This window comes from Fuerstiella marisgermanici (genome assembly GCF_001983935.1).
Taxonomy (GTDB): Bacteria; Planctomycetota; Planctomycetia; order Planctomycetales; family Planctomycetaceae; genus Fuerstiella; species Fuerstiella marisgermanici.
Genome location: NZ_CP017641.1, coordinates 6,698,291 through 6,722,532 on the forward strand (window position 1 = coordinate 6,698,291; position 24,242 = coordinate 6,722,532).

General features: G+C 55.6%; 21 protein-coding genes and 1 pseudogene. 15 read left to right on the top strand and 7 right to left on the bottom strand.

Annotated features, from left to right (window positions below; translation table 11 throughout):
• The first annotated feature begins 37 nt into the window (after positions 1–37).
• Together Fuma_RS35445 and Fuma_RS25150 are read left to right on the top strand one after the other, a co-directional pair.
• Complete coding sequence (locus Fuma_RS35445; RefSeq protein WP_158521122.1) at positions 38–190, top strand: hypothetical protein; 153 nt, start codon at positions 38–40, stop codon at positions 188–190.
• A gap of 81 nt (positions 191–271) precedes the next feature.
• Positions 272–766: a hypothetical protein gene (locus Fuma_RS25150; RefSeq protein ID WP_218922297.1), complete on the top strand. Its 495-nt coding sequence runs from the start codon at positions 272–274 to the stop codon at positions 764–766.
• 496 nt (positions 767–1,262) lie between these two features.
• Here the strand turns inward: Fuma_RS25150 and Fuma_RS25155 are convergent, their stop codons facing one another.
• Both Fuma_RS25155 and Fuma_RS25160 read right to left on the bottom strand, forming a co-directional pair.
• Positions 1,263–2,480, bottom strand: a complete 1,218-nt coding sequence (locus Fuma_RS25155; protein ID WP_077023010.1) for an IS91 family transposase — start codon at positions 2,478–2,480, stop codon at positions 1,263–1,265.
• Complete coding sequence (locus Fuma_RS25160; RefSeq protein ID WP_077023011.1) at positions 2,481–3,503, bottom strand: site-specific integrase; 1,023 nt, start codon at positions 3,501–3,503, stop codon at positions 2,481–2,483.
• Positions 3,504–3,544: 41 nt separating this feature from the next.
• Between Fuma_RS25160 and Fuma_RS25165 the strand changes: the two genes are divergently transcribed.
• The gene (locus Fuma_RS25165; RefSeq protein WP_145944370.1) at positions 3,545–4,330 is read left to right on the top strand and encodes a hypothetical protein; all 786 of its coding nucleotides are present in this window, start codon (positions 3,545–3,547) and stop codon (positions 4,328–4,330) included.
• 776 nt (positions 4,331–5,106) lie between these two features.
• The gene (locus tag Fuma_RS34970) at positions 5,107–5,313 is read left to right on the top strand and encodes a hypothetical protein (protein WP_145944371.1); all 207 of its coding nucleotides are present in this window, start codon (positions 5,107–5,109) and stop codon (positions 5,311–5,313) included.
• 112 nt (positions 5,314–5,425) lie between these two features.
• Here the strand turns inward: Fuma_RS34970 and Fuma_RS25175 are convergent, their stop codons facing one another.
• From Fuma_RS25175 to Fuma_RS25195, 5 genes are all read right to left on the bottom strand, one after another.
• Positions 5,426–6,730 carry an IS256 family transposase gene (locus tag Fuma_RS25175; protein WP_077026549.1) on the bottom strand — a complete coding sequence of 435 codons (1,305 nt, stop codon included), beginning with the start codon at positions 6,728–6,730 and terminating at the stop codon, positions 5,426–5,428.
• Between the two features lie 828 nt (positions 6,731–7,558).
• The gene (locus tag Fuma_RS25180; RefSeq protein ID WP_077026550.1) at positions 7,559–8,020 is read right to left on the bottom strand and encodes a CbiX/SirB N-terminal domain-containing protein; all 462 of its coding nucleotides are present in this window, start codon (positions 8,018–8,020) and stop codon (positions 7,559–7,561) included.
• A 2-nt stretch (positions 8,021–8,022) separates the two neighbouring features.
• Positions 8,023–8,415, bottom strand: coding sequence for a (deoxy)nucleoside triphosphate pyrophosphohydrolase (locus Fuma_RS25185; RefSeq protein WP_077026551.1), 393 nt, complete (start codon positions 8,413–8,415; stop codon positions 8,023–8,025).
• 8 nt (positions 8,416–8,423) lie between these two features.
• A complete protein-coding gene (locus Fuma_RS25190; RefSeq protein WP_077026552.1) occupies positions 8,424–9,242 on the bottom strand; it encodes an enoyl-ACP reductase FabI in 819 nt (272 codons plus the stop codon).
• A 303-nt stretch (positions 9,243–9,545) separates the two neighbouring features.
• Positions 9,546–11,258 (bottom strand): sigma-70 family RNA polymerase sigma factor, encoded by a 1,713-nt coding sequence (locus Fuma_RS25195; protein ID WP_077026553.1) that lies wholly within the window; start codon positions 11,256–11,258, stop codon positions 9,546–9,548.
• A 788-nt stretch (positions 11,259–12,046) separates the two neighbouring features.
• Here Fuma_RS25195 and smpB point away from each other — a divergent pair.
• From smpB to Fuma_RS25265, 11 genes and pseudogenes are all read left to right on the top strand, one after another.
• A complete protein-coding gene (smpB, locus tag Fuma_RS25205) occupies positions 12,047–12,532 on the top strand; it encodes an SsrA-binding protein SmpB (RefSeq protein ID WP_077026555.1) in 486 nt (161 codons plus the stop codon).
• 464 nt (positions 12,533–12,996) lie between these two features.
• Positions 12,997–14,721 carry a trypsin-like peptidase domain-containing protein gene (locus Fuma_RS25215; RefSeq protein ID WP_145944373.1) on the top strand — a complete coding sequence of 575 codons (1,725 nt, stop codon included), beginning with the start codon at positions 12,997–12,999 and terminating at the stop codon, positions 14,719–14,721.
• A gap of 21 nt (positions 14,722–14,742) precedes the next feature.
• The gene (locus Fuma_RS34975) at positions 14,743–16,437 is read left to right on the top strand and encodes a hypothetical protein (protein WP_077026558.1); all 1,695 of its coding nucleotides are present in this window, start codon (positions 14,743–14,745) and stop codon (positions 16,435–16,437) included.
• A 49-nt stretch (positions 16,438–16,486) separates the two neighbouring features.
• Positions 16,487–17,131: a PAS domain-containing protein gene (locus tag Fuma_RS25225; protein WP_414655183.1), complete on the top strand. Its 645-nt coding sequence runs from the start codon at positions 16,487–16,489 to the stop codon at positions 17,129–17,131.
• Positions 17,113–17,238: pseudogene (locus tag Fuma_RS36875) on the top strand (hypothetical protein); the annotation flags it as partial. The gene Fuma_RS25225 and the pseudogene Fuma_RS36875, both read left to right, overlap by 19 nt.
• Before the next feature lie 109 nt (positions 17,239–17,347).
• Positions 17,348–17,731 carry a response regulator transcription factor gene (locus Fuma_RS25235; RefSeq protein ID WP_077026560.1) on the top strand — a complete coding sequence of 128 codons (384 nt, stop codon included), beginning with the start codon at positions 17,348–17,350 and terminating at the stop codon, positions 17,729–17,731.
• A 160-nt stretch (positions 17,732–17,891) separates the two neighbouring features.
• Positions 17,892–18,743, top strand: coding sequence for a sugar phosphate isomerase/epimerase family protein (locus Fuma_RS25240; protein WP_077026561.1), 852 nt, complete (start codon positions 17,892–17,894; stop codon positions 18,741–18,743).
• 1,003 nt (positions 18,744–19,746) lie between these two features.
• Positions 19,747–20,955 carry a CpaE/TadZ family protein gene (locus tag Fuma_RS25250; protein WP_077026563.1) on the top strand — a complete coding sequence of 403 codons (1,209 nt, stop codon included), beginning with the start codon at positions 19,747–19,749 and terminating at the stop codon, positions 20,953–20,955.
• A gap of 166 nt (positions 20,956–21,121) precedes the next feature.
• A complete protein-coding gene (locus Fuma_RS25255) occupies positions 21,122–22,372 on the top strand; it encodes a TadA family conjugal transfer-associated ATPase (protein ID WP_083732316.1) in 1,251 nt (416 codons plus the stop codon).
• Positions 22,369–23,292: a type II secretion system F family protein gene (locus Fuma_RS25260; RefSeq protein WP_077026565.1), complete on the top strand. Its 924-nt coding sequence runs from the start codon at positions 22,369–22,371 to the stop codon at positions 23,290–23,292. Before Fuma_RS25255 ends, Fuma_RS25260 begins: the two co-directional genes overlap by 4 nt.
• Positions 23,293–23,306: 14 nt before the next feature.
• Entirely contained in the window at positions 23,307–24,239 is a 933-nt protein-coding gene (locus Fuma_RS25265) for a type II secretion system F family protein (protein ID WP_077026566.1), read from the top strand.
• The last annotated feature ends 3 nt before the right edge of the window (positions 24,240–24,242 follow it).

Consider the following 24,242-nt stretch of genomic DNA (forward strand, 5'->3'; position numbering starts at 1 on the left):
ACCTCGTTCGTGTGGTAACTCAAGGGAGGATTGAGCGATGAGTGTCGAGCTGACACAGATAATCTTCGCCGGTGTCATGTTTATCGCTGTCATCGTCTGGGCGATTTCATTTCGGAAGGCGGCTCGATTGGGGCAGGGGACTCGGACGGCTACGGAATCCTGGCCGATGGCGCGTTTCGACGAACCATAACCACTCAGCGATATTGATGTCACGGGAATTCAAACGGTTCGCGGCAGCCGTTCGGAAGTCAGTCGGCTGCTCGGCCGAACATTGTTGGACTCTGGAGTACCGGGGGTCTTCGCTTCTCTGTTTGAAATCACCGAACGCACCGATGAACGCATTCAGATTCGCAAGACTGGCCCTCTAATCTGTAATCAGCCAACGGGAATGTATTTCAGCGAAGCTGTGTTTGACCTGAAACGGATCGGTCCCGACACCGTAGAGGTTCACTACCGGCTGGGTTTCGAACGCCTCTTAAAAGGCATGCGGCGTACTGCGTTGGCGTTCATCATCGGAATTGGTCTGCCAGTACTGCTGATCGTCGGCGGTGTCCTGTGGATTTATGTCGTAAATAATCCCAATCAGGTGGTACGCTGGCAGGTTTTCCAAACGCTCCAGGTTGCTCACGTGCTTTGGCCCCCATTTCTGTTAACGGGGCTCTTTAATTCCGGCCGACGTCACACTCGCACCTGGATTTCCAACGTGCTGAGATCAGTCGAGCTCGCAAGCGAAACTTCAACGGAGTTTACCGAAGATAAGTGGTAGGGAAGTCATGTTTGCTCCCGCATGCCGCGTGCTGTGGGCTGTCATCTGCCTTCAATTTATCGCATGGTGAACGCCGCCAATAGACTCGCAACACAGCAGCCCGGCTTACCATGACTGGCATCGGTGCAGTGACGTTCGATAGCCTGAATAAAAGCGTGCGCACGTTCAGCGAAGGCATGGCACCCTGACTGACTCCGAGATAACTAATGAGCGTTTGACTTCGCGGCGATGGTAGTTGGCGGGTTGGTCGCGGGGTTGATGTTGTTGTTTGAGTTGGTGGCGATGCAGGTTGGTCGAGCCGAAGCTCAAACGCTTTGTTCAAGGAGCCCGGCTGGGTGCGAAAGGCTGAGTTTTTCTGCTTCGTTTCGTGCAGAATTTACTCACCGCGCAGCGTTAAGAGACTCGGTTGCTCCACGGTTACGTGATCGATTGGCTCAGGCGTCCTGTCGTTTCGACAGGCTTCGAAGACTCGGCTTCGTTCGGTGTGACAACGTCATCATCCGGAATCGAGATACGGCAGCGGGTGTTCGTACAGGACTCGGCCGACGTGATCGGTGATCATCACCAGATGCAGGTCACCGCCGCATTCACGACACACCATCGGCCGCTTCGGTGGTTCTTCCGCAACGGCTCGCTTCGCCAGGATGTAACACATGCCCAGGTAGAAACACGCCAGCATCCGCACATAGTCGATACTCAGCGAACTGTGTGAGTGCAAAAAACCGTAGTAGCGGATTCTGTGAAAGTTCGGCGGCAACACGTGCTGCAAAAAGCCTCTCACAAACTCCTGCCCCGAAACTTTGCGACGCTTCGAAAACTTCTTCCCCGACGGCGTGTAGCGATAGGTCACGTGAGTCTCATTCATCGACTCGATGCGGTTGTTACTGATCGCCACACGGTAAACGTACGGAGCCAGATACTTCAGCACGCCGCGTCCGTCGCCCACCGCTTCGACATCCATCACCCACGGCCGAGTCCACGCACGCGGATCAGCGGCCAGAAATTCGTCCTCAATCCCCGCCGCTCGAACCGCATCGCGAAACTTCGCGGGGAAGACTGTGGACGCGGCCTTCTCCGGCAGCAGAAAATTCGGCGGACACTGCTGCCAGCCGGGCGGTCCCGGCGGACCATGGCGTGGCGAGCCGCTTGACCTGGTGCGTTTCATGCGCCGAGGCGTGGCCGTTGGCTCCTGCGAACCATCTTCCGAAACACCACCGCCGGGCACCACGAAATGCACGTGCGGATTGTAGACCGTGAAGTCTCGCCCCCACGTGTGCAGAACTCCGAAGAAGCCCATCCGCTTCGTGCCAACGAACCGCTTTCCAGACGCCAGTTCGTGAATCGTCTGACTGCCACAGTCGAACAACGCTCGATAGCACACGTCCTGGTGAGCGCGCACGACCTTCCGCAGCGCTTCGGGCACTGTGAAGGTGACCATAAAGTAGGGCACCGGCAGCAATTCGGACAGACGATCGGCGAGCCACTTCTGCGTCTTGTCAGACTGGCAGTTCGGGCAGTGTCGGTTGTTGCAACTGCGTCCCACCCAGTGAGTTCGCTGGCAGTCGCCGCAGTCGTATCGCAGATGGCCCAGTTCTCCGGTGCGACACTTTGATATGAAACTCAGCACGCGCTTGTGCTGCAACGGCATGCGTTCGCCGAACTGTTTCAGATAGTCGTCCCCGTGCTGCCGCAATACGTCGGCAACGGTCGGCATCTATCGCGGCTTGCGATTTCGGTGCGGATCGTTGTCAGGACCGATAGGTGGTTCGCCGGGCGGCGGAAACATGTTGTCGAACAATGTTCCCGCGTCGGCGATATCGTCGTGAGTCTTGCGACCGTCTTCTTCCTTCGGATCCGTCAGATGCAGGTAGACCAGCGTCGTCTGCAGGTTCTTATGGCCAAGGAACTTCTGAATCCAGCGCAGCGACACGCCGGCCTCAAACAGATGCGTGGCGATGCTGTGCCGCAGCGTGTGGATCGAAACCTGCTTGGTGAAGCCGAGCTCGCTGACCACATCCTTGATGCAGCCTTGCACGGTCGACGGATCCATCGGCCGCGACGTCGTCGGGCCCTCTTTCTTCGTGCGTCCGATCTGCGGAAACAGCAGCGTTGGATTGCGATGCGTCTTCCAGTAACTGCGCAGCACATGCAGCGTCGAATGCGGCAACGTCACGAAGCGATCCTTCGCGCCCTTGCCACGATGCACATGCACCAGCATGCGTTCGGCATCGATGTCGCCGATCTGCAGACTCAGCGCTTCGCTCATCCGCAGGCCGAGCGTATAGGTGGCCCAGAAGTAGGCTCGATTGCGCGGCTGCCGCACGGCGGCGATCAGTCGGTGAACTTCGTCGATGGACAGCACATCCGGCAGCGTTTTCTGTTTCGGAATACGCAGCTTCGTGAGCACTTTCCAGTCACGCGGTTCGGTGTACTTGTAGAAGAATTTGAGCCCACTGTAAGCGACTCGCAGCGAACCCGGAGCGAACTCGCAGTCGTTGATCAGGTACAACAGATAGTCGGCGACCTGTTGTTCGGAAAGCTGATCCGGCGGCGTGTGGTAATGACCGGCCAGCTTGCGAACTTCGCGAAGGTAGCCATCATGAGTCCGTTGCGCCATACCCCGCAACTGCAGATCCTGCGACATCCGTTCGCGGAGCGACTTCGTGGGTTGGTTGTTACTGCGTTGTTCGTCCGAGTTGCTGTTGTTCCCGTTCTGTGAAGAATGATCGTGTGACATGAAATGGTCTCCCTGAAAGTGAAAGAAACAATCAGAAAGACATGGCACAAGATTTCACTACATTCGCAAATCAGACTCCATTAGAAAATACCCCGCCGCGCAGCGGCTCACTTGAACATCTGTTTGTTCCGTCACAGCTAGGAATTCGTACCGGCGGCGGCGCAGCAACGGATGGCAGTTTAAATGGCGAAGTGGTACCGCTGCATCCTCGCCTCCATCCCACGCCGTGTGTCGAGCGTTACGGGCTCGATCGGGGAGTCAATACGATGGCGAGTTCAAACTCTCAGGTTCTCAGGGCTATTCTCGCCATGCGTCGATGTCTGAGATTGGCCATCTTTGCGTCGGTTTTGGTGCTTGTAACGGGCTGTGGTGACGAAGGTTCGGTTCGATCCCATACAGAGCTTCATAGGGAGCCCGTAGCTGGAAGCAATGCTGTTTCGGGAGGAGGTCGGGCAGTTGCTCCCGAGCCGGGCACCTGGCAGTCTCAAATCATTCCAGCCGACGACTCGTTGATTAGGGCCATCGACGATGCACGGCTGATTCCTGAACCAACGGCTGAGCAAGTCAAGGCGTGGGAGCCACCGGACTACGCTTCCCTGGAGCTGCTATCGGTTAAAGAGGTTCCCACGATCGATTTTCTGATACCACATCCCGATCAACTCAGATACCTTGCCGCTGGGGTGGGAAATCTTTCGTTATGGCATGGAGCGCAGACTGAGCCCGTCCGGCTCTACACAGACCCCACAAACTCTAAAACAAGAATCACTGCTGCCGCGTTCAGTCAAGATGGGACTGGTTCATTACCGGTGATGATGGCGGACGATTGACGACGTGGGAAACAGAAACTGGCACCGTTATAGCGTCAAACAATGATGTCCGGCGGCACGCAATTTGGAGTGTCGCTGTAGCACCCAACTCGGAACAGATCGCAGTGTGCCGCGAACACTTTGCGCCGATTCACCTATACAGCAACAGACACTTGAAAAAATCAACGACTTTCAACTCAGGAGTCGAGCCGCGCCAGCTATGTTACGTCGATGAAGCAACGCTTGCGGTCTCTGGGAAGAACACGGAGATCTGGCAGATTCCGGGTTGCACAAGACTTGCTGGTTTGAAATCCGCGTACGTCAAGGCTCCATCACCGCTGAACCCGGCAAATGGTGATTACCTAATTCAGCGCGACAGGAAGCTATTTGCTCGAACGGACTCGGGCGCGGAGGTACCGATTTGTCATCGCGTGGACAATCCATCGGCTTTCTGCTTTTCCGGAGATGGATCACTTTTGGCTGTTGCTGGTGATCAATCCATACAAATTGTCGACTATGCAACAACCAAGTTGGCTCAGGTGATACCGACGGTCGACGTCCGACCCGCAATCAAACCCGCATTCGTACCGAAGATAAAGTGGATGATGTGGCTCGGTGGTCGACGTTTTTTTCTGAGCATGACGAGCACTCACCGATTGGAGACTTGGGGGTCACGTGAAGATGCAAGGAATCTGGACTTGACGCCAATACAACGATCCACGGATCGGTCGACACAGACCATTGATCTCCGAACGTTGCCTGTTCTGGGATTCAAGGATAGTATGCTGGATGAACACATGAATCAGTTCTATCGCACGACAGCTAGTGTGGACGAACTGAAGACGTTCTATGCTTATTTGCTTGGACAGCGAGGCTGGAAAGCCGAACGCATCGGACGGATTGTTCCGCTTGGTCTGGAGTTTTCAAAAGATGGACATCATCTTAGCATTACGATTGAATCCAGGCCGGGCCCGACAAGTGTGACAATAACTCTGAGGCATTAGGCAAAAGCTTCTGAATCAGCGGTACCTTTCTGCAATTGCGGTGTTAGTCAGTCTGGCAACTCACTAACGATTCGTCGAGCAATTGTCAAATGTTGTGTTTTGGGTTTTTGATTTAGGCGGCGATATCATCCTGCATGATTCCGTCTTTGAAGGAACGTCCTTCGATGACGAGTGTGATCTTTTCGTGGCAGTTGAGTCGTCTCCATTTCTTCGATGCTGACTGAGCCAGCTTGAACATCATCGCTAAGCTCGCCCGTCTTGTTCCGCTGCCTTTGGTCTTGCGGTGACGAAGGCGGATCGTCGCGAAGGTGGATTCGATCGGGTTGGTTGTCCGCAAGTGGCTCCAGTGTTCGGCCGGGAAATCGTAGAACGTCAGCAGCTCGTCGCGGTCCTTCTTCAGGCAATCGCAAGCCGCTGCATACTTCGCACCGTACTTTTCAATGAATTTATCGAACGCTTTGTTCGCATCGTCCTTCGTTTCTGCCTGCCAGATTTCGTGCAGGTCGCCTTTCGCTTTGGGTTGAACGCTCTTAGGCATCTTGTTGAGAACATTGGCCGTCTTGTGAACCCAACAGCGTTGTTCACGAGTCTCGGGGAATACTTTGCGGATCGCGGCCCAGAAGCCAAGCGCACCATCGCCAACGGCAACCTTCGGTGACAATTGCAGGCCACGTTGCTTCAAGTCGACCAGTAACTCGCACCAGCTCTGCTCGCTCTCGCGGTAACCGTCCAGCACCGCGATCAATTCTTTCTGGCCTTCCGGCGTAGCCCCCATCAGCACCAGCAAACACTGCTTTTTATTGGCGTCATCCTCCAGTCGGAGCTTCGCGTGAATGCCGTCGGCCCAGATGTAAACGTACTGCTTGTTCGATAGATCCCGCTTGCTCCAGTCATCGTATTCGCTGCACCACTGATCCTTGAGCCGGCAAACCACGTTGGGACTCAGCCCGGCGGCCCGCTCGCCGACGAGCGACTGCAACGCCTCGTTGAAGTCACCCGTGGAAATTCCTTTGAGGTAAAGCCAGGGGATGAGTTCTTCAATGGCCTTCGTTTTTCGCAGATAGCTCGGAAGCACGCTTGGCGAGAAAGCCACCCGTTTTTCGCGATCAGGATCGTTGTCGCGGACACGCCCCTGAGTGACCGGAATCGCTCCGGCACCGGTGAGGATGTCCCGCTCCGGAAGGCTTCCGTTCTTGACGACCAGTCGCCGGCCGTGCTCGTCAGTCCGATCCGCATGCATGGCGACGAACGCATCCACCTCGGCATCGACTGCGGTTTGTAGCATCCGCCTGGCTCCCTCACGGACAATCTCGTCGAGCGGACTTCGCTCGTCGAACTGAGCCCGAAAGGAAATCACTTCGGGATCGAGCGCTTGACCCACTGGCACTTTGGTTCGGTCTGTTTTAGTCTTGCTCATAGCGTATTCCTTTGCCCACTTCGGGCCGTTGGAGAGGAGAAGTTCCAACAGGATGCGCCACCTTTCTCATTCACTCAAGAACACAACTTTCGACAATAACTCCGATTCGTCTGGACGACACCGCATGCGCGCCCCCGTCAGATGCCCAGCGTTCGCGTTTGCTCTAAGTTTGATAGCGTTGGTCGCCATTGGCCTTTATTCGATTTGGCTTTCGCCTCGTTCGTACCCTCCGATACTCGGCAAGGTGTCTCTCACGGCTGGCCTCGTGCTCGCTGCAACCTCGCTTCATATTGCGGTGTGCGATGCGTTGTTCCGGATCAATCGCAACAGCCAACCGCCTTCTTAGATAGTCTATGGCTTTCGTGGACATTGCCTGGATCGGCGGGCGAAAAACGTGCATCAGGTTCCGGCATTGCGTAGCCAGGTAGGGTCAGCTGTGCGGACCATCGGTTGCGATCACGATGTGCGGTAATCTTGCGGACGCCCGGTGGGTTCCTTCTGGCTCTGCGCTCGGCCGTGAGAAATCTGTCCTGGCGGTTGCCCGAACGCGACCAGGCTCTGATCGGGTGCGGACAGGCGGCTCGTGAATGGTCCGCACAGCGGACCCGATGCCGCTGTGGGGGTGGGCGATCGAACGAATCATAACAGCGGAGGGCGGCGCACAGTGCAAACGAGAGGCATTTTTGTACTCGCTCACGACTCGGAGATTCGTGCCACACTTTCCGGCGGCAACTTGTGGCGGTGCAATTTTCCGGCAAGGAACGTGTCAGTCATCGAATCCACTTCCTCTTCGCATCTTGCTCGCTGTCAACGCTTCAAGCCAAGCGCTCAGGTCTTACCGTCGCGAATATGGCACGGCTCTTCAGCGTCACAAACATCACACGATCCCTCGCCCGCCTCCGCGACTTCCAGGCAATGCCGGATGCGGTCGTTGATGATGGATGACATACCCGGGTGCAGGCCGAAGGGGGCGGTGACGAGCCATTCGGTGTCGGGGAAGGGCAGGGCGGCGGATTTGACGAGGTTGGGGATGTCTTCGTTCCAGTGGCGACCGGGCGACAGGAAGTAGGGGAAGACGATGATGCGTTTTGCTCCGCGAGCGACGCAGTTGCGGTAGGCGGCGGCGATGTCGGGTTGGGCCAGCTCCATGTGAGCCGGTTCGACAATGTCGTACGACGACTGCTGAGCGAACGCTTCTGTCGCTTTCAGCAGCATGTCATTGCTGGCTTCGCGGCGTGAGCCATGGTCAACGATGATGACGGCGTTGACCGGGGCACTCGAATCAGACATGGCTACGAACCTGCCAGCATCGAAAGCACTTCTGCGTTGGCTTCCGGGAAGTTCAACGCAGAAAGGTCTTCGATCTTGACCCATCGAAACGGCTTGGCCGCGGACGCAAGATCCGGCAGGTCCGGCGTGAGGTGGCATCGCCAGAAGTGGAGTTCCACTGTGCCGTGGTCATACGTATGCGTTGCCGTTGCCAGATGGTCTCGCGGCGTCACCATCAGACCGGTTTCTTCACGACACTCACGCACCGCGCAGCTTCGCGGCGTTTCATCCGGATGACATTTACCGCCTGGGAATTCGGCCATGCCCGGCAAGGGCACATCGGCTGCTCGTGTGCCGACCAGGACATGGCCCACGGATTCCACCACGGCAATGGCGACTTTTGTTGGCGAAGACATGGCGGCTTCTACGACTTCATCGAATCCGCAAAGTCGGCGGGTGGTGCTCCCATTTTGCTGAAGCCTTTATCCACATGAATCACTTCCGCCGTAATGCCGCTGGCAAGATCGCTTAGCAGAAACATGCCAGACTTGCCGACGTCGTCCATGTCGATGTTGTCACGCATCGGGGAAACGGCTGCGTACAGTGAGAGCATCTGGTCGAAGTCACCCACACCCTGAGCACTGACGGTCTTCAGAGGGCCGGCGCTGATTGCGTTGACTCGCACGCCATCCTGACCAAGTTCACTGGCGAGGTAGCGGACTTCACATTCCAAAGCCGCTTTGCAGATGCCCATCAGGTTGTAGCCGGGGATGACTTCTTCGCCACCAAAGTACGACAGCGTCAGCACGCTGGCGCCTTCGTTCAGGATGCCTTTCTTTTTCGCCGCGCCGGTAACAGCCAGCAGGCTGTACGCGCTGATTTCCATGGCTGTTGCAAAACCCTTGCGGCTGCACGCGTAGGTCGGCCCAGTCAGGTCGGCGGGTGGGGCGAAGGCGATACTGTGAAGCAGAAAGTCAATCTTGCCGAATTCGGCGGCCGTCTTGTCCATGACGGCTTCGATGTGTGAGTCATCGCAAACGTCGCACGGCATCACAAACTTTGCGCCGATCGGTTCGACAAGTTTGCGAACCTTCTTTTCGTTCTTGGGGCGTTCGCCGTCGGGCAGGTGCGTGAATGCCATTTCTGCACCCTGTTCGTGCAGCTTCTGCGTGATGGCCCACGCGATGGAGAAGTTGTTGGCGATCCCCAGAACCAGCCCCTTTTTGCCTTCGAACAATCCCATAATATTCTCTTCGTTAAGCCAGCGAGGACGTGGTCCTCAAGTCAAATTTTGTTTGCCGATCTGAAACTTCGCAGATAATAGGTGTCCAGAACGTGAACGTCGACGAAGGACGGGCGGAAAGTTGAAGGCGGCGTAACAAAATCCCTGCTTTGTCATCGGTTGCGAGTTGTGATCACCGTTTGTTTCGGTGAAAACCAGGCGACCGCTCGGTAGCCGATGTGATCGGGCCTGAAAACGAAAAAAGGCGACTTTGTGAATGCCACAAAGTCGCCTCGTAGATTACCGGAACACAGGCTCAGACCATCAGGCAACGCCTACGGCGTCCGCGTTTGACTCTGAGCTTTCTTTTGGCTGTTCTTCTTCTTCATCAGGCACGTGATCCACGAAGCCACGCAAGTGGATGGCTCGCGTGTGGTGCTGCAGCTTCTTCAGAGCCTTGCTTTCGATCTGGCGGATACGTTCGCGAGTCACTTTGAAGATGCGACCGGTTTCTTCCAGCGTGTAGCTGTAGCCATCACCCAGTCCGTATCGCAGCTTGACGATTTCGCGTTCGCGGTAGGTCAGGCTTTTCAGCACGTGGTCGATTTTGTCACGCAGCATCTGCTTGGCAGCTGATTCGGCCGGGCTTTGTTCGTGTGAGTCCTCAAGGAACTCACCAAAGCTGCTGTCTTCGCTTTCGCCGACGGGAGTATCCAGGCTGATCGGATGCTTCCACGTCTTCATGATGCGTTCGGTTTCCTCGATGCTCATACCAACCGCTTCAGCCAGCTCTTCGTTGCTGGGCTCGCGGCCGGTTGCCTGGCGAATTTCTTCCGCCTTGGCTTTTAGCATTGAGATGTTTTGGAACATGTGAACCGGAATACGAATGGTTCGAGCATGATCCGCGACAGCGCGAGTGATCGCCTGACGAATCCACCACGTTGCGTACGTTGAGAACTTATAGCCGCGACGGTATTCGTACTTTTCGACGCCTCGCATCAGGCCCGCATTGCCTTCCTGGATCAGGTCCAGAAAGCTGAGGCCTCGGTTGCGGTACTTCTTGGCAATCGAAACAACAAGTCGCAGGTTACCGCCAGACAGTTTTTGTTTGGCGTCTGTCCAGCCATCCATGCGGCTTTTGATCTCGCGACATCGTGCGAGGAACTGGTCTGGAGTTTCCAGAACCATCTGCACGTATTCTTCCAGTTCGCGTTCCAGCGACTCGCGTTCCGATTCGGCGGTACGCAGTCCCTTCAGGCAGGCGATTTCGTCCTGCAACTGTTCGATGCGTTCACCGATCTGCAGCATGCGTTTCATGACAGGCTGCATGCGGTGCGTTCGCACGCTGAGTTCTTCGCACAGCGTACACATCTTGACGCGACGATTGCGGAGACGCTGTTCGAGGACTTCCTTCTCCGGGTCGCCATCGGGCAGGCCACGAGTCGCCTTGAAGTCGGCTTCATTTTCGGCCATCAACACATTAAGCGTGGCCAGATTGCTTTCCATGCGGCCTTCGATTTGTTCTTTGCGAACGTCTTCAGTTTCTGAAGTTCGCAGAGTACGTTCGAAGGGCAATTCCTGGCGTTTGACTTTCTCGATGATGTCGACGGCGATGCGAAGTGCGAAATCAGATTCGACGACATGACGTCGCATTCGCTTGCGTGTGATTTCGATCTGTTTGGCCAGAAAGATTTCCCGGTCGCGACTCAGCAGCGGGATGTTCCCCATTTGGCTGAGATACATACGAATGGGGTCACGTGACGATAGCGCAGACGTTTCGGCACCAAGCAGAGCACGAGCCGCTTTCTCGGCCTGCTCTTCACGGATCTCTTCTTCAATCGGTTCTGGTTCCAGCGGGATGTCGGGATCTTCGATAAAATCGACTCCCGCCTCATCCATGGCTTTGATCAGGTTGTCGACCATTGCCGGGTCGCCGCCTTCATCCGGCAGCCACTCGTGAGCTTGTTGAACAGTGACAAAGCCTCTTTCCCTGGCTTGTTCAATGATCGCCTTCATTCCTGAATCGAGACGATGCACGCGAATCCCCTTCTTCTTGTTTTTCTCGTCGGTCGGCTCCTGCCAACGTTCGAGACGAGGAGCTTAGCCCCTATGGTTAAATACGAGTGTCTGTGCCTCCATGTGAGACACACGCATTTCGCTCCCGTGCCTGACGCAGGCCGGGCGAATCAAAGTTGTACAACTCAACAAAACCAGTCGAATGCCGGAGTCGCTGTAGGCTCTCAGCATACCCGCGTATCTGAAAAATCAATCGTCCGGTCCCGGAAATTCCCGATTCCGCAGAATGCTCAGGCAATGTCCCGCTCTGGTGACGATTGTGGGTCGGAACGACGCAGGCGTTCCCGAATGGCGATCAACGACCGTGCTTCAAGACTACTCCTTCACCTTGTCGTGCACGCGATTTCTCGATCCTGTTCTGCTTGCCCTAAAACAGTCGAACCCAGTACTCAGGCTCGGAATGCTGTTTCAACAGAACGCGCTGAAAAGGATTATTCGCTTGCCCTATTGCTGACGTCAACTTGTCATGCCCCTGGAAATGGGGCTTTCCCGGAAAATGCGGAACCCCGCGATTCCCTCATGGTTTTGGGATTGCGGATCGCCGCAGAACCAGAAAGAAGATTTCGTGTCCGAGATGACTCAACCCCCGAGCCGATTCCAGTGCTGGCTTAGCGAAGTCTGTGCCACACGATTGCTTCCTGAAGAATTAGTCGCCACGATGGACAGACCGACTTTGACTGGTGAGATGCCGCACGTCTTCGGTCCAGGGCCCGAAGTGGGCACGTCAGTGCGATTCAGTGGTATACATTATGGCAGCCCAGAAGAAATCTAAAAACGCGGAAGACCCGAACTCACGCACCGTGTGTCGCAATCGAAAAGCGCGCCATGAATATGATGTGCTGGATGAGATCGACTGCGGCGTTCAGCTTTACGGCAGCGAAGTAAAAAGCATTCGTAACAGCAAGATCTCCATCGATGAAGCCTACGGGCGAGTCGACGGTGATGAAGTATGGCTGGTGAATGCCGACATCGCAGAATACCCGCAGGCGACCATCTTCAATCACGAACGGCGTCGCAAGCGCAAGCTATTGCTGCATCGCCGTGAAATTCGCAAGTTCGCAGAAGGTGGTGAACAGAAGGGGCTGACACTGGTTCCGCTGGCCGTCTTTATCACTCGCGGCTTCATCAAGGTGAAGCTGGGCCTGTGCAAAGGTCGCAAGCTGCACGACAAGCGTGAGAACCTTAAGAAGCAACAGCACCGGCGCGAAATGGAAGCCGCGATTAAGCATAAGTAGTCGTGAGAAGATCTTCCGGCAGTTTTGGCATGTTGGTTGCTGAGTAGTCGCGTGGAAGGAAATAGCGACATCGGCGGGTTTTCAGGAAGTCGGTCGATGTCAGCAGCAATGGGTCATCATGGTGAAGCGGAAGGGTGCCAATTCCACGTGTTCCGCAGCGTTCCGGCTTTGATGGAAAGACATCAAGCTGGTCGGCTGTGCCGCTGCAACAGCCTTGCAAATTGCAGAACTTACAACAATTTCAAGGTAACATTTACAAAGCCTGGAAGGTTTCGGCGTCGCGATTCAGAGAATCTGAAGAACGGCTTCGTTCCGGGTTCGGGACATGTCTCGAAAAAAACGGACAGAGATAATGACTCAGGGAAGGGTTGTTGGTTCTGTCTGAGACACCGGCTGAATCGGCTTCGCATGAAGTCGCTTCTGTGGGCCGCCCATCCACCTACACGACTGGCAAGGAAGCCAAAATGAACCTGATTGCCATGCTGATGCTAGCCGCCGACCCAGGTGGTCAGCCGCTACCGGACGTCGTCCTGCTTGATTTCACCGCAAGCTACTGCCAGCCCTGCCGGGAAATGGCGCCTGTCTTGCAGCGAATGAAAAGCGCTGGCTACCCAATCCGCGTGATCGACTTTGGGAAGGAGCATGCGGTAAGCCGTGAGTACAACGTCGACAGAATTCCGACGTTCATCCTGCTGGTGAAAGGCAAAGAGGTCAAACGCTTTGTCGGAATTACGGCTGAGCAGGAATTGCGGCAGGCGATGAACGACGCTGCCAGGAAGCTGGACCAACAGCGAAAGGCGGCCGCGCCACCTGCTGAACCGCAGCTGGCAGAAGTAGATCCGCCCACGGCTGCCGTTCCAAAGTCAGGGCTGCGAAATATGTTCGACCGGATGAAGAGCGGGCTAGGCGGCGAACGCACGGCCAGCCGCGACGATATCGAACGACCCGACTTTCGAGCTCAAAGCCCGGATGAGGGTAAGCCCGCAATTACCGACGATACGCTCGCTATGCAATCGACGGTGCGAGTTCGTTTGGATGCCGGTGAATTCAAAGACGTTGGTACCGGGACGATCATTCACAGCGTGACTGGCCAGTCGACGATTCTGACGTGTGCTCACATGTTTAAAGACGTCACAAAGAAGGCTGACGTCGAAGTGGAAGTGTTTCGGAATGGCGAAACTCTGAAGTACGCCGCGACAGTATTGGGCGGTAACCATGATTCCGATCTTGCTTTCCTGAGAATCAAAAATACGTCACCACTGCCGATGGCTCCGCTGCAGCAGGGCGAGCTGAAACTAAAGCCCAACGACGACGTTTTCAGTATCGGCTGCAACGGAGGAAAGTCTCCGACACTGCTGAGAATGAACGTCAAAAAGGTCGGCTACTTTGAAGGGCCGCAAAATATTCTGTGTACCATTGATCCGGTGCAGGGGCGATCCGGCGGCGGGCTGTTTAATGTTCACGGAGAACTGGTTGGCGTTTGCAGCGGGGCTTTTCGGGAATCCAAAGAAGGCCTCTACACCGGTGTCGGTGCGGCTCGCGAACTGATGGCCCAGTTGGATCTGAATTCGCTGTTCGAAACCGAAGTCCCGGGCTTTGCAGCGAACGCCGAAAAGGGGCAAACCAAAACGGCCTCATTTGAACAGGAGGCTGATCCATTCGACCAGCTGTTCGATGATAACGATCAAATCTTCAACGAAAGTGCAGCACCGTTCGCTGAGGAAGCTGCCCCTGCCGAAACGCCGGCACCGCCCGCGTTCGAAACCATGCCGCCTGATGCGTTGACCGACCCATTTGCCGCCGCCGCGGCGCCTGCAATCGCCATGGCCACATCGACGAGCAGTGACACTCCTACTGAGATCACAGTAATCATCGATTCGAATGACCCAACTCAAGGCAAGCAGGTGGTTGTGATACCTCGACCAAGCCCGTGGCTATTGGAGCTGCTGACCGGGAAATCGCAAAACAGTGCATCAAGACTGGCCAACATTCAAGCATCCCGCTTGTCGACCACCAGCGCCCGACCAGGCGTTCGAAAGCCCCCGCAACGTCAAGTGAATCCGTATCCCGTCAGCCCGCGGGCGCATGTCCGCAACGCAATTCACCGACCACCGGTCGATCTGACGCGGGTGACTCGGAAGGCAGTGTCACAAAAATCGACGCTGCAATTGCTGCCGCCAGCTCGGTAATCCGACGGAAACAGACACGACATGTCGGTTAGTGAACCGCCAACCAAACCGGTCACGCCGGACCCAACACTCAGCGCGCTGGCAGAACGGAACCGCGACGAAAGTCCGGCTGATGGTGTTAGCGATGACGGTAAGTTCAACGCTCCGAAGGTGGTGTTGCTGATCGTCATCGCGCTGGCACCGTTTTGGGCCATTCCGGTGGCTCACCTGACTTCCAATCCAGATACAGCGACGGGCTTTTTTCAGTATGAGTTGCCGTACTATGTCGCGAATGGTCGAGCGGCCTTCGAACGCGGGAATGGTGTCTTCTACCCAAACCCATACGATCCGTCTGCAGAGGCGCCGTCCATCTACGTTCACTGGTTGCCGTGGAGTTTCGGGCTGCTGACGGCGAAGATTGGTTTCGATCCGGGCGACGTGATACTGACATTCACGTTCTTCGCTTCGATTGTCTTCGCGTGGGCGACCTGGCAACTTGTGGCATTGCGATCGAATTCTGACAGGCAGCAGAATCTGTCGTTCCTGTTGGCGATGTGGGGCGGTGGTGTGTTGTGTACGGCGGGCACGATTGCCGCAATGGCGAACTCACAAACGTGGCTCGCGTCCGTGTTGCAGTTCGACCCGGGGCAGGGCATGTGGTTTTTGAATTGGGGCCGCAACTCGCTGTTTTCCACAGAAGCCATCTACCACGCGCTGGTGGCTTGGTGTTGGGTGTCAGAAATCCGCCGCCATCGACGTGCCGCCAATATTAGTCTGCTGTTGTTGGCGACGACTCATCCGTGGTCCGGCATTGAACTATTGCTGACCATTAACTTCTGGCGAGCTATCGAATTTTTACGAAGTCGCGACGCCGTCAACCGAAACCAACTGTCCATTTCGATCGCCACTTTGGTGGCGTTTCTTGGCTACTACAAAATCTGGTTGCCAGGGTTTCCTTCGCATTCGGAATTGCAGAACGTCTGGGAACTTAACTGGAGTCTCTCGTGGACGTCGGCCGCTTTGGCGTACCTGCCGGTAGCGATTCCGTGCGGCGTGCTGCTGCGACGAAAACTGGCCACTGGCTCACTGGACCGAACCGAACAGTTTCTACTCGCCGCCCTTGTCGTTGCCACAGGCCTGGCGTTCCATGACCGACTGATTCCGCCCGTGCAGCCGCTGCACTTTACGCGCGGCTATGTTTGGATGCCGTTGTTTTTGCTAAGCCTGCCCGTAGTCTTCGGCTGGTATCGCGCGTGGACGCAGTCTTCCCGTATGACAGCGGCCATGGTTTGCGCGTTCGCTGGATGTCTGTTTCTGTCGGACAACATCGTCTTTTCAATCGTCCATTCCCAGCGGCAGGTCTCAAAGGCAGACGGCTTCCATCTGATGACCGATGAGCGAGCACTTCTACAGACGCTTCACAACTCACCTGACACGACGGGTCGCATCGTGCTGACGGAATCTGAAACGTTGAATTACCTGCTGCCGACGTACACAAACGTTCGCCCGTGGCTGGGGCACCATTTCAACACGCCGTCGTTTCCCGTCCGTAAAGCGACGTGGGACGGTTGCTTCGAGAACAATCGTGTCCACGCGGACAGGATTCCTCAGGACGTCGACGTCGTAATCGTCAGACGATCGCGAAACGCATCGTCATTGACGCAGGACTCAGCCTGGGTACCGCTGGATTTGCAGAATGGCGTATGGACCGGGTGGAGTCGCGCGTCCGGTAAGTGACTGGCCACTTTTGTCTGGCGTGACTCGAGGCCGTTTAATCTATTTTCAAATGATCCAGAGGGTCGATACACTTGGTCCTCCGGCGTTCGCTGCAAACCTTGCCGCGCCGAGAATTCTTCGTGGCGTCTCTGTCACTGTTGATTTTGCTGAGAGAAGTAAAGCCGTGGACGAACTCTGGCTAATCCTGAAGAGTCAGCCTGGTGTTGGAGTCCTGATCGTGGATCGGGAAGGTAAGGTGTTGTTCTGCAACGATCAGGCACGACAAATTTTTTACGGGAATGACTTTGATCCGATTGGAATGACAATTGAAGAAGTTGAAGGGGCCGAATTCGCGGCAGAACGCATGCCCATCATTCGGCGAGTTATCGATACCGGCGAGGCCGTTCTGTTGAGGCATGTTCGCGGCGGACGGCATACCGAATCCTTGCTGTGGCCGATGCAGGCTAACGAAAGTCGCACGCCGCGAGTTATGGCGATTACGCGGCAGTTTCTGGAGTCGGATCAGTCCGATGGAACGTATCCGTGCGTTGATTCCAAATTCGTGGATCTTGGCCCATTGGATGTTCTTACGAAGCGTGAAATCGAAGTACTCGCCCTGGTTGGCCACGGCATTCCGTTGAAGTCCGTCGCCAAACACTCGGCGTCGCTCAACGCACTGTTGAACGCTACCGCACGGACATCGCACGGAAGCTGAACATCAATTCGATCGCCGAAGCTGCCCGAATCGTACAGTTGGCGGGGCTTGAAGCATCCGACGCCCAATTGCCTCGACTCCACCGTTGGCGTGAACCTCAAAGCTAAAACCCAAGCGGTCTGTCGGAAACCCGCCATACGGATCGGGCCACGTGCCTCTATACTTGACTGCGCGCTGTGAAGGCGTTTCGTTTTACAGTCAGGAGGTAGGTACACCATGACCGACTCGTACACAACGGGTGAGCACATTGCCGACACGTCATATTCTTCGACACGCGTCGTGGCTGAGGGTTGGTCTGCAATTTCTCAATCAGAAATTCTGGAGCCCCTGCGGAAGGCGGGCCGAAAGAAACTCGCGCCGCTTAGTCCGCGAGAGATGCAGGTGCTGAAGAGAGTTGTCGCTGGAGATTCGAATAAATTGATCGCGCGAAAGTTGTTCATCAGCGAAAAGACGGTTGAGAAATACCGGAGCAACCTGATGCATAAGCTACAAGTCAGGACTGTGCCCGATCTGATGCGCATCTGGTTGCAGGCCAATCCGCAGGATTTGGTCGTCGAACAGCGATCAAACGGAGGCGCGAGCGCGCCGTGGTCGCAATAACCAGGTGATCGCCGCGGCCGTGATTCTCAGACGCAGTGAGAATCGGGCTTTGTCGGCTCATTTCCGCTCATCGGAGTGATTCGTTTGATTTTCCATCGGTCCTCCGCAACGATGTTGCCCTGTACGAGACTCAATTTATTTGTTGCCAGTGAGGACTGTGATGACTAAGTGGCCGATTGGTGTGTTTGCGTCTGTGGACGCGGGACTGGGCGTGAATTTTGATGTTGTGAAGGACCTTGGCATTCCTTCCATTCAACTGCACGCGCCACATCAGGCGAATCGTACCAAAGAAACGGCCGACGCTTTTCTGGCGAAGTGTTCCGACGCGGGCGTGACCGTCACCTGTGTCTTTGGCGGCTTCGAAGGCGAAAGCTATGCGGACATTCCCACAACGGTCCGCACCGTTGGGCTCGTACCGGAAGAAACTCGAGCGGCACGCGTCCAGGAGATGAAGGAAATCAGCGACTTCGCCAAGCTGCTGGGCGTGGATGCTGTGGGTCTGCACATCGGCTTCGTGCCGGAGGACACCGATTCCGACAGCTACAAAGATCTGCTGGCGACGACTCGTGACCTGCTTGATCACGTCAAGGCAAACGGCCAGAACCTGCACCTGGAAACCGGGCAGGAAACCGCAGATCATCTGTTGCACTTCATCGACGACGTGGCGCGCGACAATCTGTACATCAACTTCGACCCGGCCAACATGATTCTGTACGGCACCGGTGAGCCGATTGAAGCGCTCAAGAAGGTCGGTAAGCATGTTCGCAGCGTTCACTGCAAAGATGGCACATGGGCACCGGAAGGTCGACGCGGAAAAGACTGGGGCTGTGAAGTTGCTCTGGGCGAAGGCGACGTCGGGATGGAAGCCTACCTGCAAACGCTGAAGGACATCGGCTACGATGGTCCGCTAACCATTGAACGCGAGATCCCCGAAGATCCCGTACAGCAGAAAGCCGACATCGGCAAAGCTGTAAGTCTGCTCGAAGAACTACGGGCAAAGGTTCTGGGATAAGACTCGCGGTTCCTGCAAAACTGGTCGCACATAATCCGTCGCGTGCGGCCAGTTCTCCTGCGCGTAATGTTTCCCATGCGGCGATGCAGGAGCCCAAATAGTCCGAACAGAAACGACACGCGGTCGTTTCTGTTCGAGTCTAAAGTCGCTCCACATGGTCTGCACTTCAGGAATGCGCCCAATCTGTCGTCCCCTGTTTCGTTCCGGCCAATGCCTGCAGCGGGCCGCGTAACCTCACCCTTCTTTTTCGGGCCGCTGTGCAATAGGCCAGTTGAGTGTGACGCTTTGTTGAAGAACAAGCTGCGTTAAAACAGTTTCCCTTTTGTTGTGGACAGTTTGGGCTCGTGGGAAACAGCCTTCGTAGCGCGAAACGCTTGTTCCGCGGCCACGAGTCAGCGAAATTCGCTGTAGCCTGATCAGCTAATTGCGAATCAATCCTGTGATCAGGATTCCGGCGCGGCAGCCAACCGCGGCACGACTGTTTGGCGATATAACGCCAGGCGATCCAATCGCGGTCGTACTGCACAGTCGCCACTTTGCTCTCACGATTCGCCGCGTGTGGAAGTCTTTAGGCGTCCCCGTTCCACGCACGATGGCTTGCTGCGCTATGCGGGACAACCCAGGCGCTGCCATCGTGGTCCGCTTGAAGCAACAGCGGCCTCAATTCGAGCGGTACATCGATGCGTTGTGCGTGACGCGGTGCCAGTAATCCTTCCGGGAACCACCTAACGTGTTGGCACTGATGCTGGTATGCCTACCCTGTCATCCGTTGCCGTCTCCCTGGGGAAATCCCTGGACGCGATAGTTTTGCGGAACTCCGTGGCATGTCGCAGGCGCGACCCTCGATAGTCCATTTCAGAGCAGCAGCGAGCGTTAAGCGGCGCGTAATTTACGACCTCTGCTGAACGCTCCAATCCGGCAATGATCAACGTGCTAAGTGAAAGCTGTCTCTCGTAGCAATGTGACACAAGTGTTCGAACAAGAGTGGGAGTGGGGCTTTGGTATGAAGAACGCAGTTATCATTAGTGATCGACCATCCTTGAGTGTTCAGTTGCGATTTGCCATCGCACGCTTTGAAGCAGCCGCCGATATCACCGAACTGGGGTTGGGCGACGAAGAACTTCAACTCGCAGAGAAAAAGATCGCAGACGCGAATATCATCATTCTGGTACTGCCAGACTCCGTTGAGACTGCAACGAAGTTGATCCAGAACCTGCGTCGATTGACGACAACTCAGCTTGTTGTTGTCGGGACCGTATCCAGTCCCCAGCATCTGCTGAAGTACATGCATTCCGGTGCTGACGACTTCATTGATGAGAACGAAGAACTGGCGACAAAGATCAAAGAGTCAGTCACACGGACCACGCGAGTCGATCGAGATGACATCCCAAGATCAAGCCCGCTGATTACTGTTGTGGGAGCGTTTGGCGGGTCAGGGGCAACACTGACGTCAGCGAATCTTTCGATCCTGTTAGCACGCCGTTTCGACACCTGCGGACTGTTGGATTTGACTGGGGGATATGGCGATCTCGTCAACCATCTGGATCTCAGGCCAAGGTATTCGATTAAAGAACTCTGCACCAACGTTGAAGAACTCGACAGCGAGATGTTCAACAATGCAATCACAGAACACGTCACGGGTGTGAAGGTACTCGCAGGCAGCACCGCTGTGGATCGTTCTTCGTTTCCCGGACGTGATGCTGTTCGAGGTGTGGTTGATGTGGCCAGGTCGACCTTGCCATGTGTTGTGGCGGACCTCAATCGTAAAGCACCGTTCGCCACCGACCTGGTTAACGCGAGTGACGTTGTTGTTCTGCTGACCGGTCTCAACTATTCGTCCGCCTACGCGACACGACGCCTGCTTGCCGACTGGAAGAACGAAGGTGTCAACACCGATAAGACGTTGGTGGTGGCGAATCGGTGCAGGCGACGAGGTGAATTGGGCGTAGACGAGACCGCCGTGATATTGGGACGCAGCATCAGCCTGTCGATTAAAGATGACGCCCTGGCTGCCAACGTTTCTGTGAACTGCGGCAACCCTGCAGTCGACGAATCCCCTGGTTCTGAACTTGCCAGGGATATGCAGAGTCTCTTCGTGACCACGATGCACGCTCTGGATGGTTGTGGGGCACCTGGAACGCGATCAAACCCGCGTCTTCTGGCTGGGTGCCTGAGCAGGCTAACAAAATTCGCGTCGGCAACGTTCAACTGATTCCTACCTAGACGCGGCTACTGCACACAACTCTTGAAGGACTATCAACCATGGTAAAGTTAAGCCAGTCTCCAATGTCGAAGTACGCGACCAGAGTTTCGTACGAATCAAGCAGGAAATTCACCGAGAACTCATCAAAGGGATCGATTCAGCTCAATTAAACTCGATGGATGACTACCGCCTTCGCCATGAACTTCGGCGCGGGATCGAGAGTTTGTGTCGACGCCGCGGCGACCTGCTGACAGAAACGGAGCGCACTCGAATCACGGAAGAGATCATTGACGATACGCTGGGGCTGGGCCCACTGGAGCCTCTACTTCGCGACCCAACGATTTCAGACATCCTCATCAACGGACCTAATACGATTTTCGTTGAACGACGGGGACAGTTGGAGCAGGCGAGCATCTCGTTCCATGACGCCGATCATCTGGTGCAGATTGTCCAGCGGATCGCAGGTAAGGTTGGTCGGCGGCTGGACGAATCAAGTCCCATGGTCGACGCGCGGATGAGTGATGGTAGCCGTGTGAATGCTGTGATCGGTCCGTTAGCTTTGGATGGAGCACTCGTTTCCATTCGGCGATTCGGAGACCGCAGGCTGCAGGCGTCCGATCTGATCGGTCATCGAGCGTTAACCGGCGAGATGTGGGATTTCTTGTCGACATGCGTGGCTACTGGGTTAAACGTTATCGTTTCTGGGGGAACAGGAAGCGGTAAATCCACGTTGATGAACGCGTTGTGCTCGGCCATCCCCGCGAATCAGCGGATTGTAACAATCGAAGATGCGGCGGAGTTGAATATTCACCTGCCTCATGTCGCTCGTATGGAGACGCGTTGCGCGAACGTGGAAGGAAAGGGAGAAATCACCGCGCGCGACCTGGTTCGCAATGCACTCCGAATGCGGCCCGACCGGATCATCATTGGCGAATGTCGCGGTTCTGAGGCATTCGACATGCTTCAGGCAATGACCACGGGACATGACGGAAGCTTAACAACGCTTCACTCCAATGGGCCTCGAAGTGCACTCCGGCGGCTCGAAATGCTGGTCGGCATGGCAGGCATGGAGTTGCCTGCGTGGTTCATTCGCGAACTTGTCGGGTCGGCCGTTCAGATCATCGTTCAGTGCGTTCGTTTGCCTAATGGTCAGCGGAAAGTGACTTCGATTTCTGAAGTTACCGGCGTTGTTGGCGAAACCGTCAGTCTGCATGACATCTTCGAATACAAACGTCAGGACACCGATCCGACAACTGGAAAGACGGGCTACTTCAGGACGACGGGAATACGACCGGTCTGTCTTGATCGACTGGCGACTCACGGTGCCAGGATTGATCCGAGTTTCTTTGAGGAACGAATTCTGCGCGTGGATCGTTGCGACACGATTCCACGATTGGCGGCAGCACCGGGACGGAGCACGCTATGAGTGAGACCATCTTACTTATTGTTATTGGTGCAGGCATGGCTGCATTCGTGGTGTCTCTGGCAGCATACTTCTGCTGCCCCGGCCGACGGATTGCTCAACGTGTCAACCAGGTGGCTAGCGGGATTGATCATCCGGAAGAAGAAGCCAGTAGTCTGTTCAAGGATCTGGACACGAAACGAACCTTGTTTCAGCAGGCTTTTCTGCCGCTTGAGTTGGTTCTGAAACAGTCCGGGCTGCCGCTGCGGCTTTCGCATGTGCTGATGGCCAGCATTGTTGGTGGAGCTCTCGGCGGACTTTCGACACTTGTGAGTTTGAAGTGGGGACTGATCCTCGGCTTCGTCGGATTTAGCGTTCCGGTCTTAGCTGTCTTCATACTCCGCAATCGCCGTGTCGCTCAGATGCAACGCGATCTTCCTGAAGCGTTCGACGTCATGCGCCGCGCGGTTTCTGTGGGGCAATCGATTCCGCATGCCTTTCAGCAGGTCGCGACACAATGTCGTGGCCCTTTGGCATTGGAATTTGCGAACACAAACGACCAGCAGAATCTTGGTGTCTCGTTTGATGTCGCCCTGCGCGAACTGGTCGAACGGATACCTCTTTTTGAGTTGCGTATGCTGGCGATGGCACTGGTCTTCCAGCGACAGTCCGGAGGTAGTCCGGTCGAGATTCTGGAGAACGGAGCGGAAATGCTTCGCAAACGGCACAAGCTGGCTCGACGAGTCAAAGCGCTGACTGCTGAGGGAAGAATGCAGGCGACCGTTCTGATTGCGTTACCGCTTGTGGCTTTCTTCGGACTATGCATGTTTCGTGCGGAATACATTAGTCCTTTGCTGGCCTGCAAACGAGTTCTGGCGTGTCTTGTTGCGCTACAGATTGCGGGCACGATGTGGATTCATCGAATCACGCAGCTTGAATATTAAGAGGAGAAGGAAGTATGGATATTTGGACACTCACGACTCTGTTGGCCATCGCGATTGGGACTGCCGGACTGATCGTATCCGTGTCCTATCTGCTGCAGACGAATCCGCGCATTGCGGAGCGAATTCAGCACTTCGCAATCGAGAATACTGGCGCGGGGCAAGTCGAGAATTTCACCGGACCAGGTGACGAATTCGACAAACCGGATGCCTACATATTCAAGCCGTTTCAGCGACAGTCTGAGAAGCTTAAGAAACGTCTGGCAGCAGGTGGATTTTACGCGGCCAATGCCGATGTCACCTTCTGCCTCGGTCAGGCAATTGCGGCCGGGACACTGATGGTGATTTTCGGTGCAGTTGCTTCGTTTCTTCCAGTGACTGTCACGGTCAAGTCGCTGGCGGCACTCTCAGGGGGACTGCTCGGAATTCTGATACCCGTGTTCTGGTTGAACAATCGGACCAGGTCTCGAAGAAATGACCTCGCTCGCGAACTTCCGGACATGTTGGATCTGATCGTGTCGTGTCTCGATGCTGGCGTGACTCTTGAAGCCATCGTACTGCGGATCTCGAAGGATGAGTTGTTTGAACGCGGTGCGCTCGCTGAAGAGATTCGTCGAATTCAGGGTGACGTGGATCTTGGATTTACAATCGATCAGGCCTTCGAGGCGATGGCGGAGCGCTGTGATTCTGACGAGATGCGTTCCATCAGCACGGTGTGTCTTCAATCGCGAAAGTATGGAGCACGCATCGGTGAGACGCTAAGGTCTCAGGCGGACACGATGCGGTACGCTCGCGAACAAGCCGCAGAAGAAGCGGCGATGAAGGCGTCCGTAAGAATTCTCGCGCCAACGCTGCTTTTTCTGTTTCCAGTGATCTTCGTCGTCCTCGCTGGCCCAGCGTCGATTCAGGTGTACGAAAAACTGGCCGACACTGAGAGTGCAAGCGAGTAACTT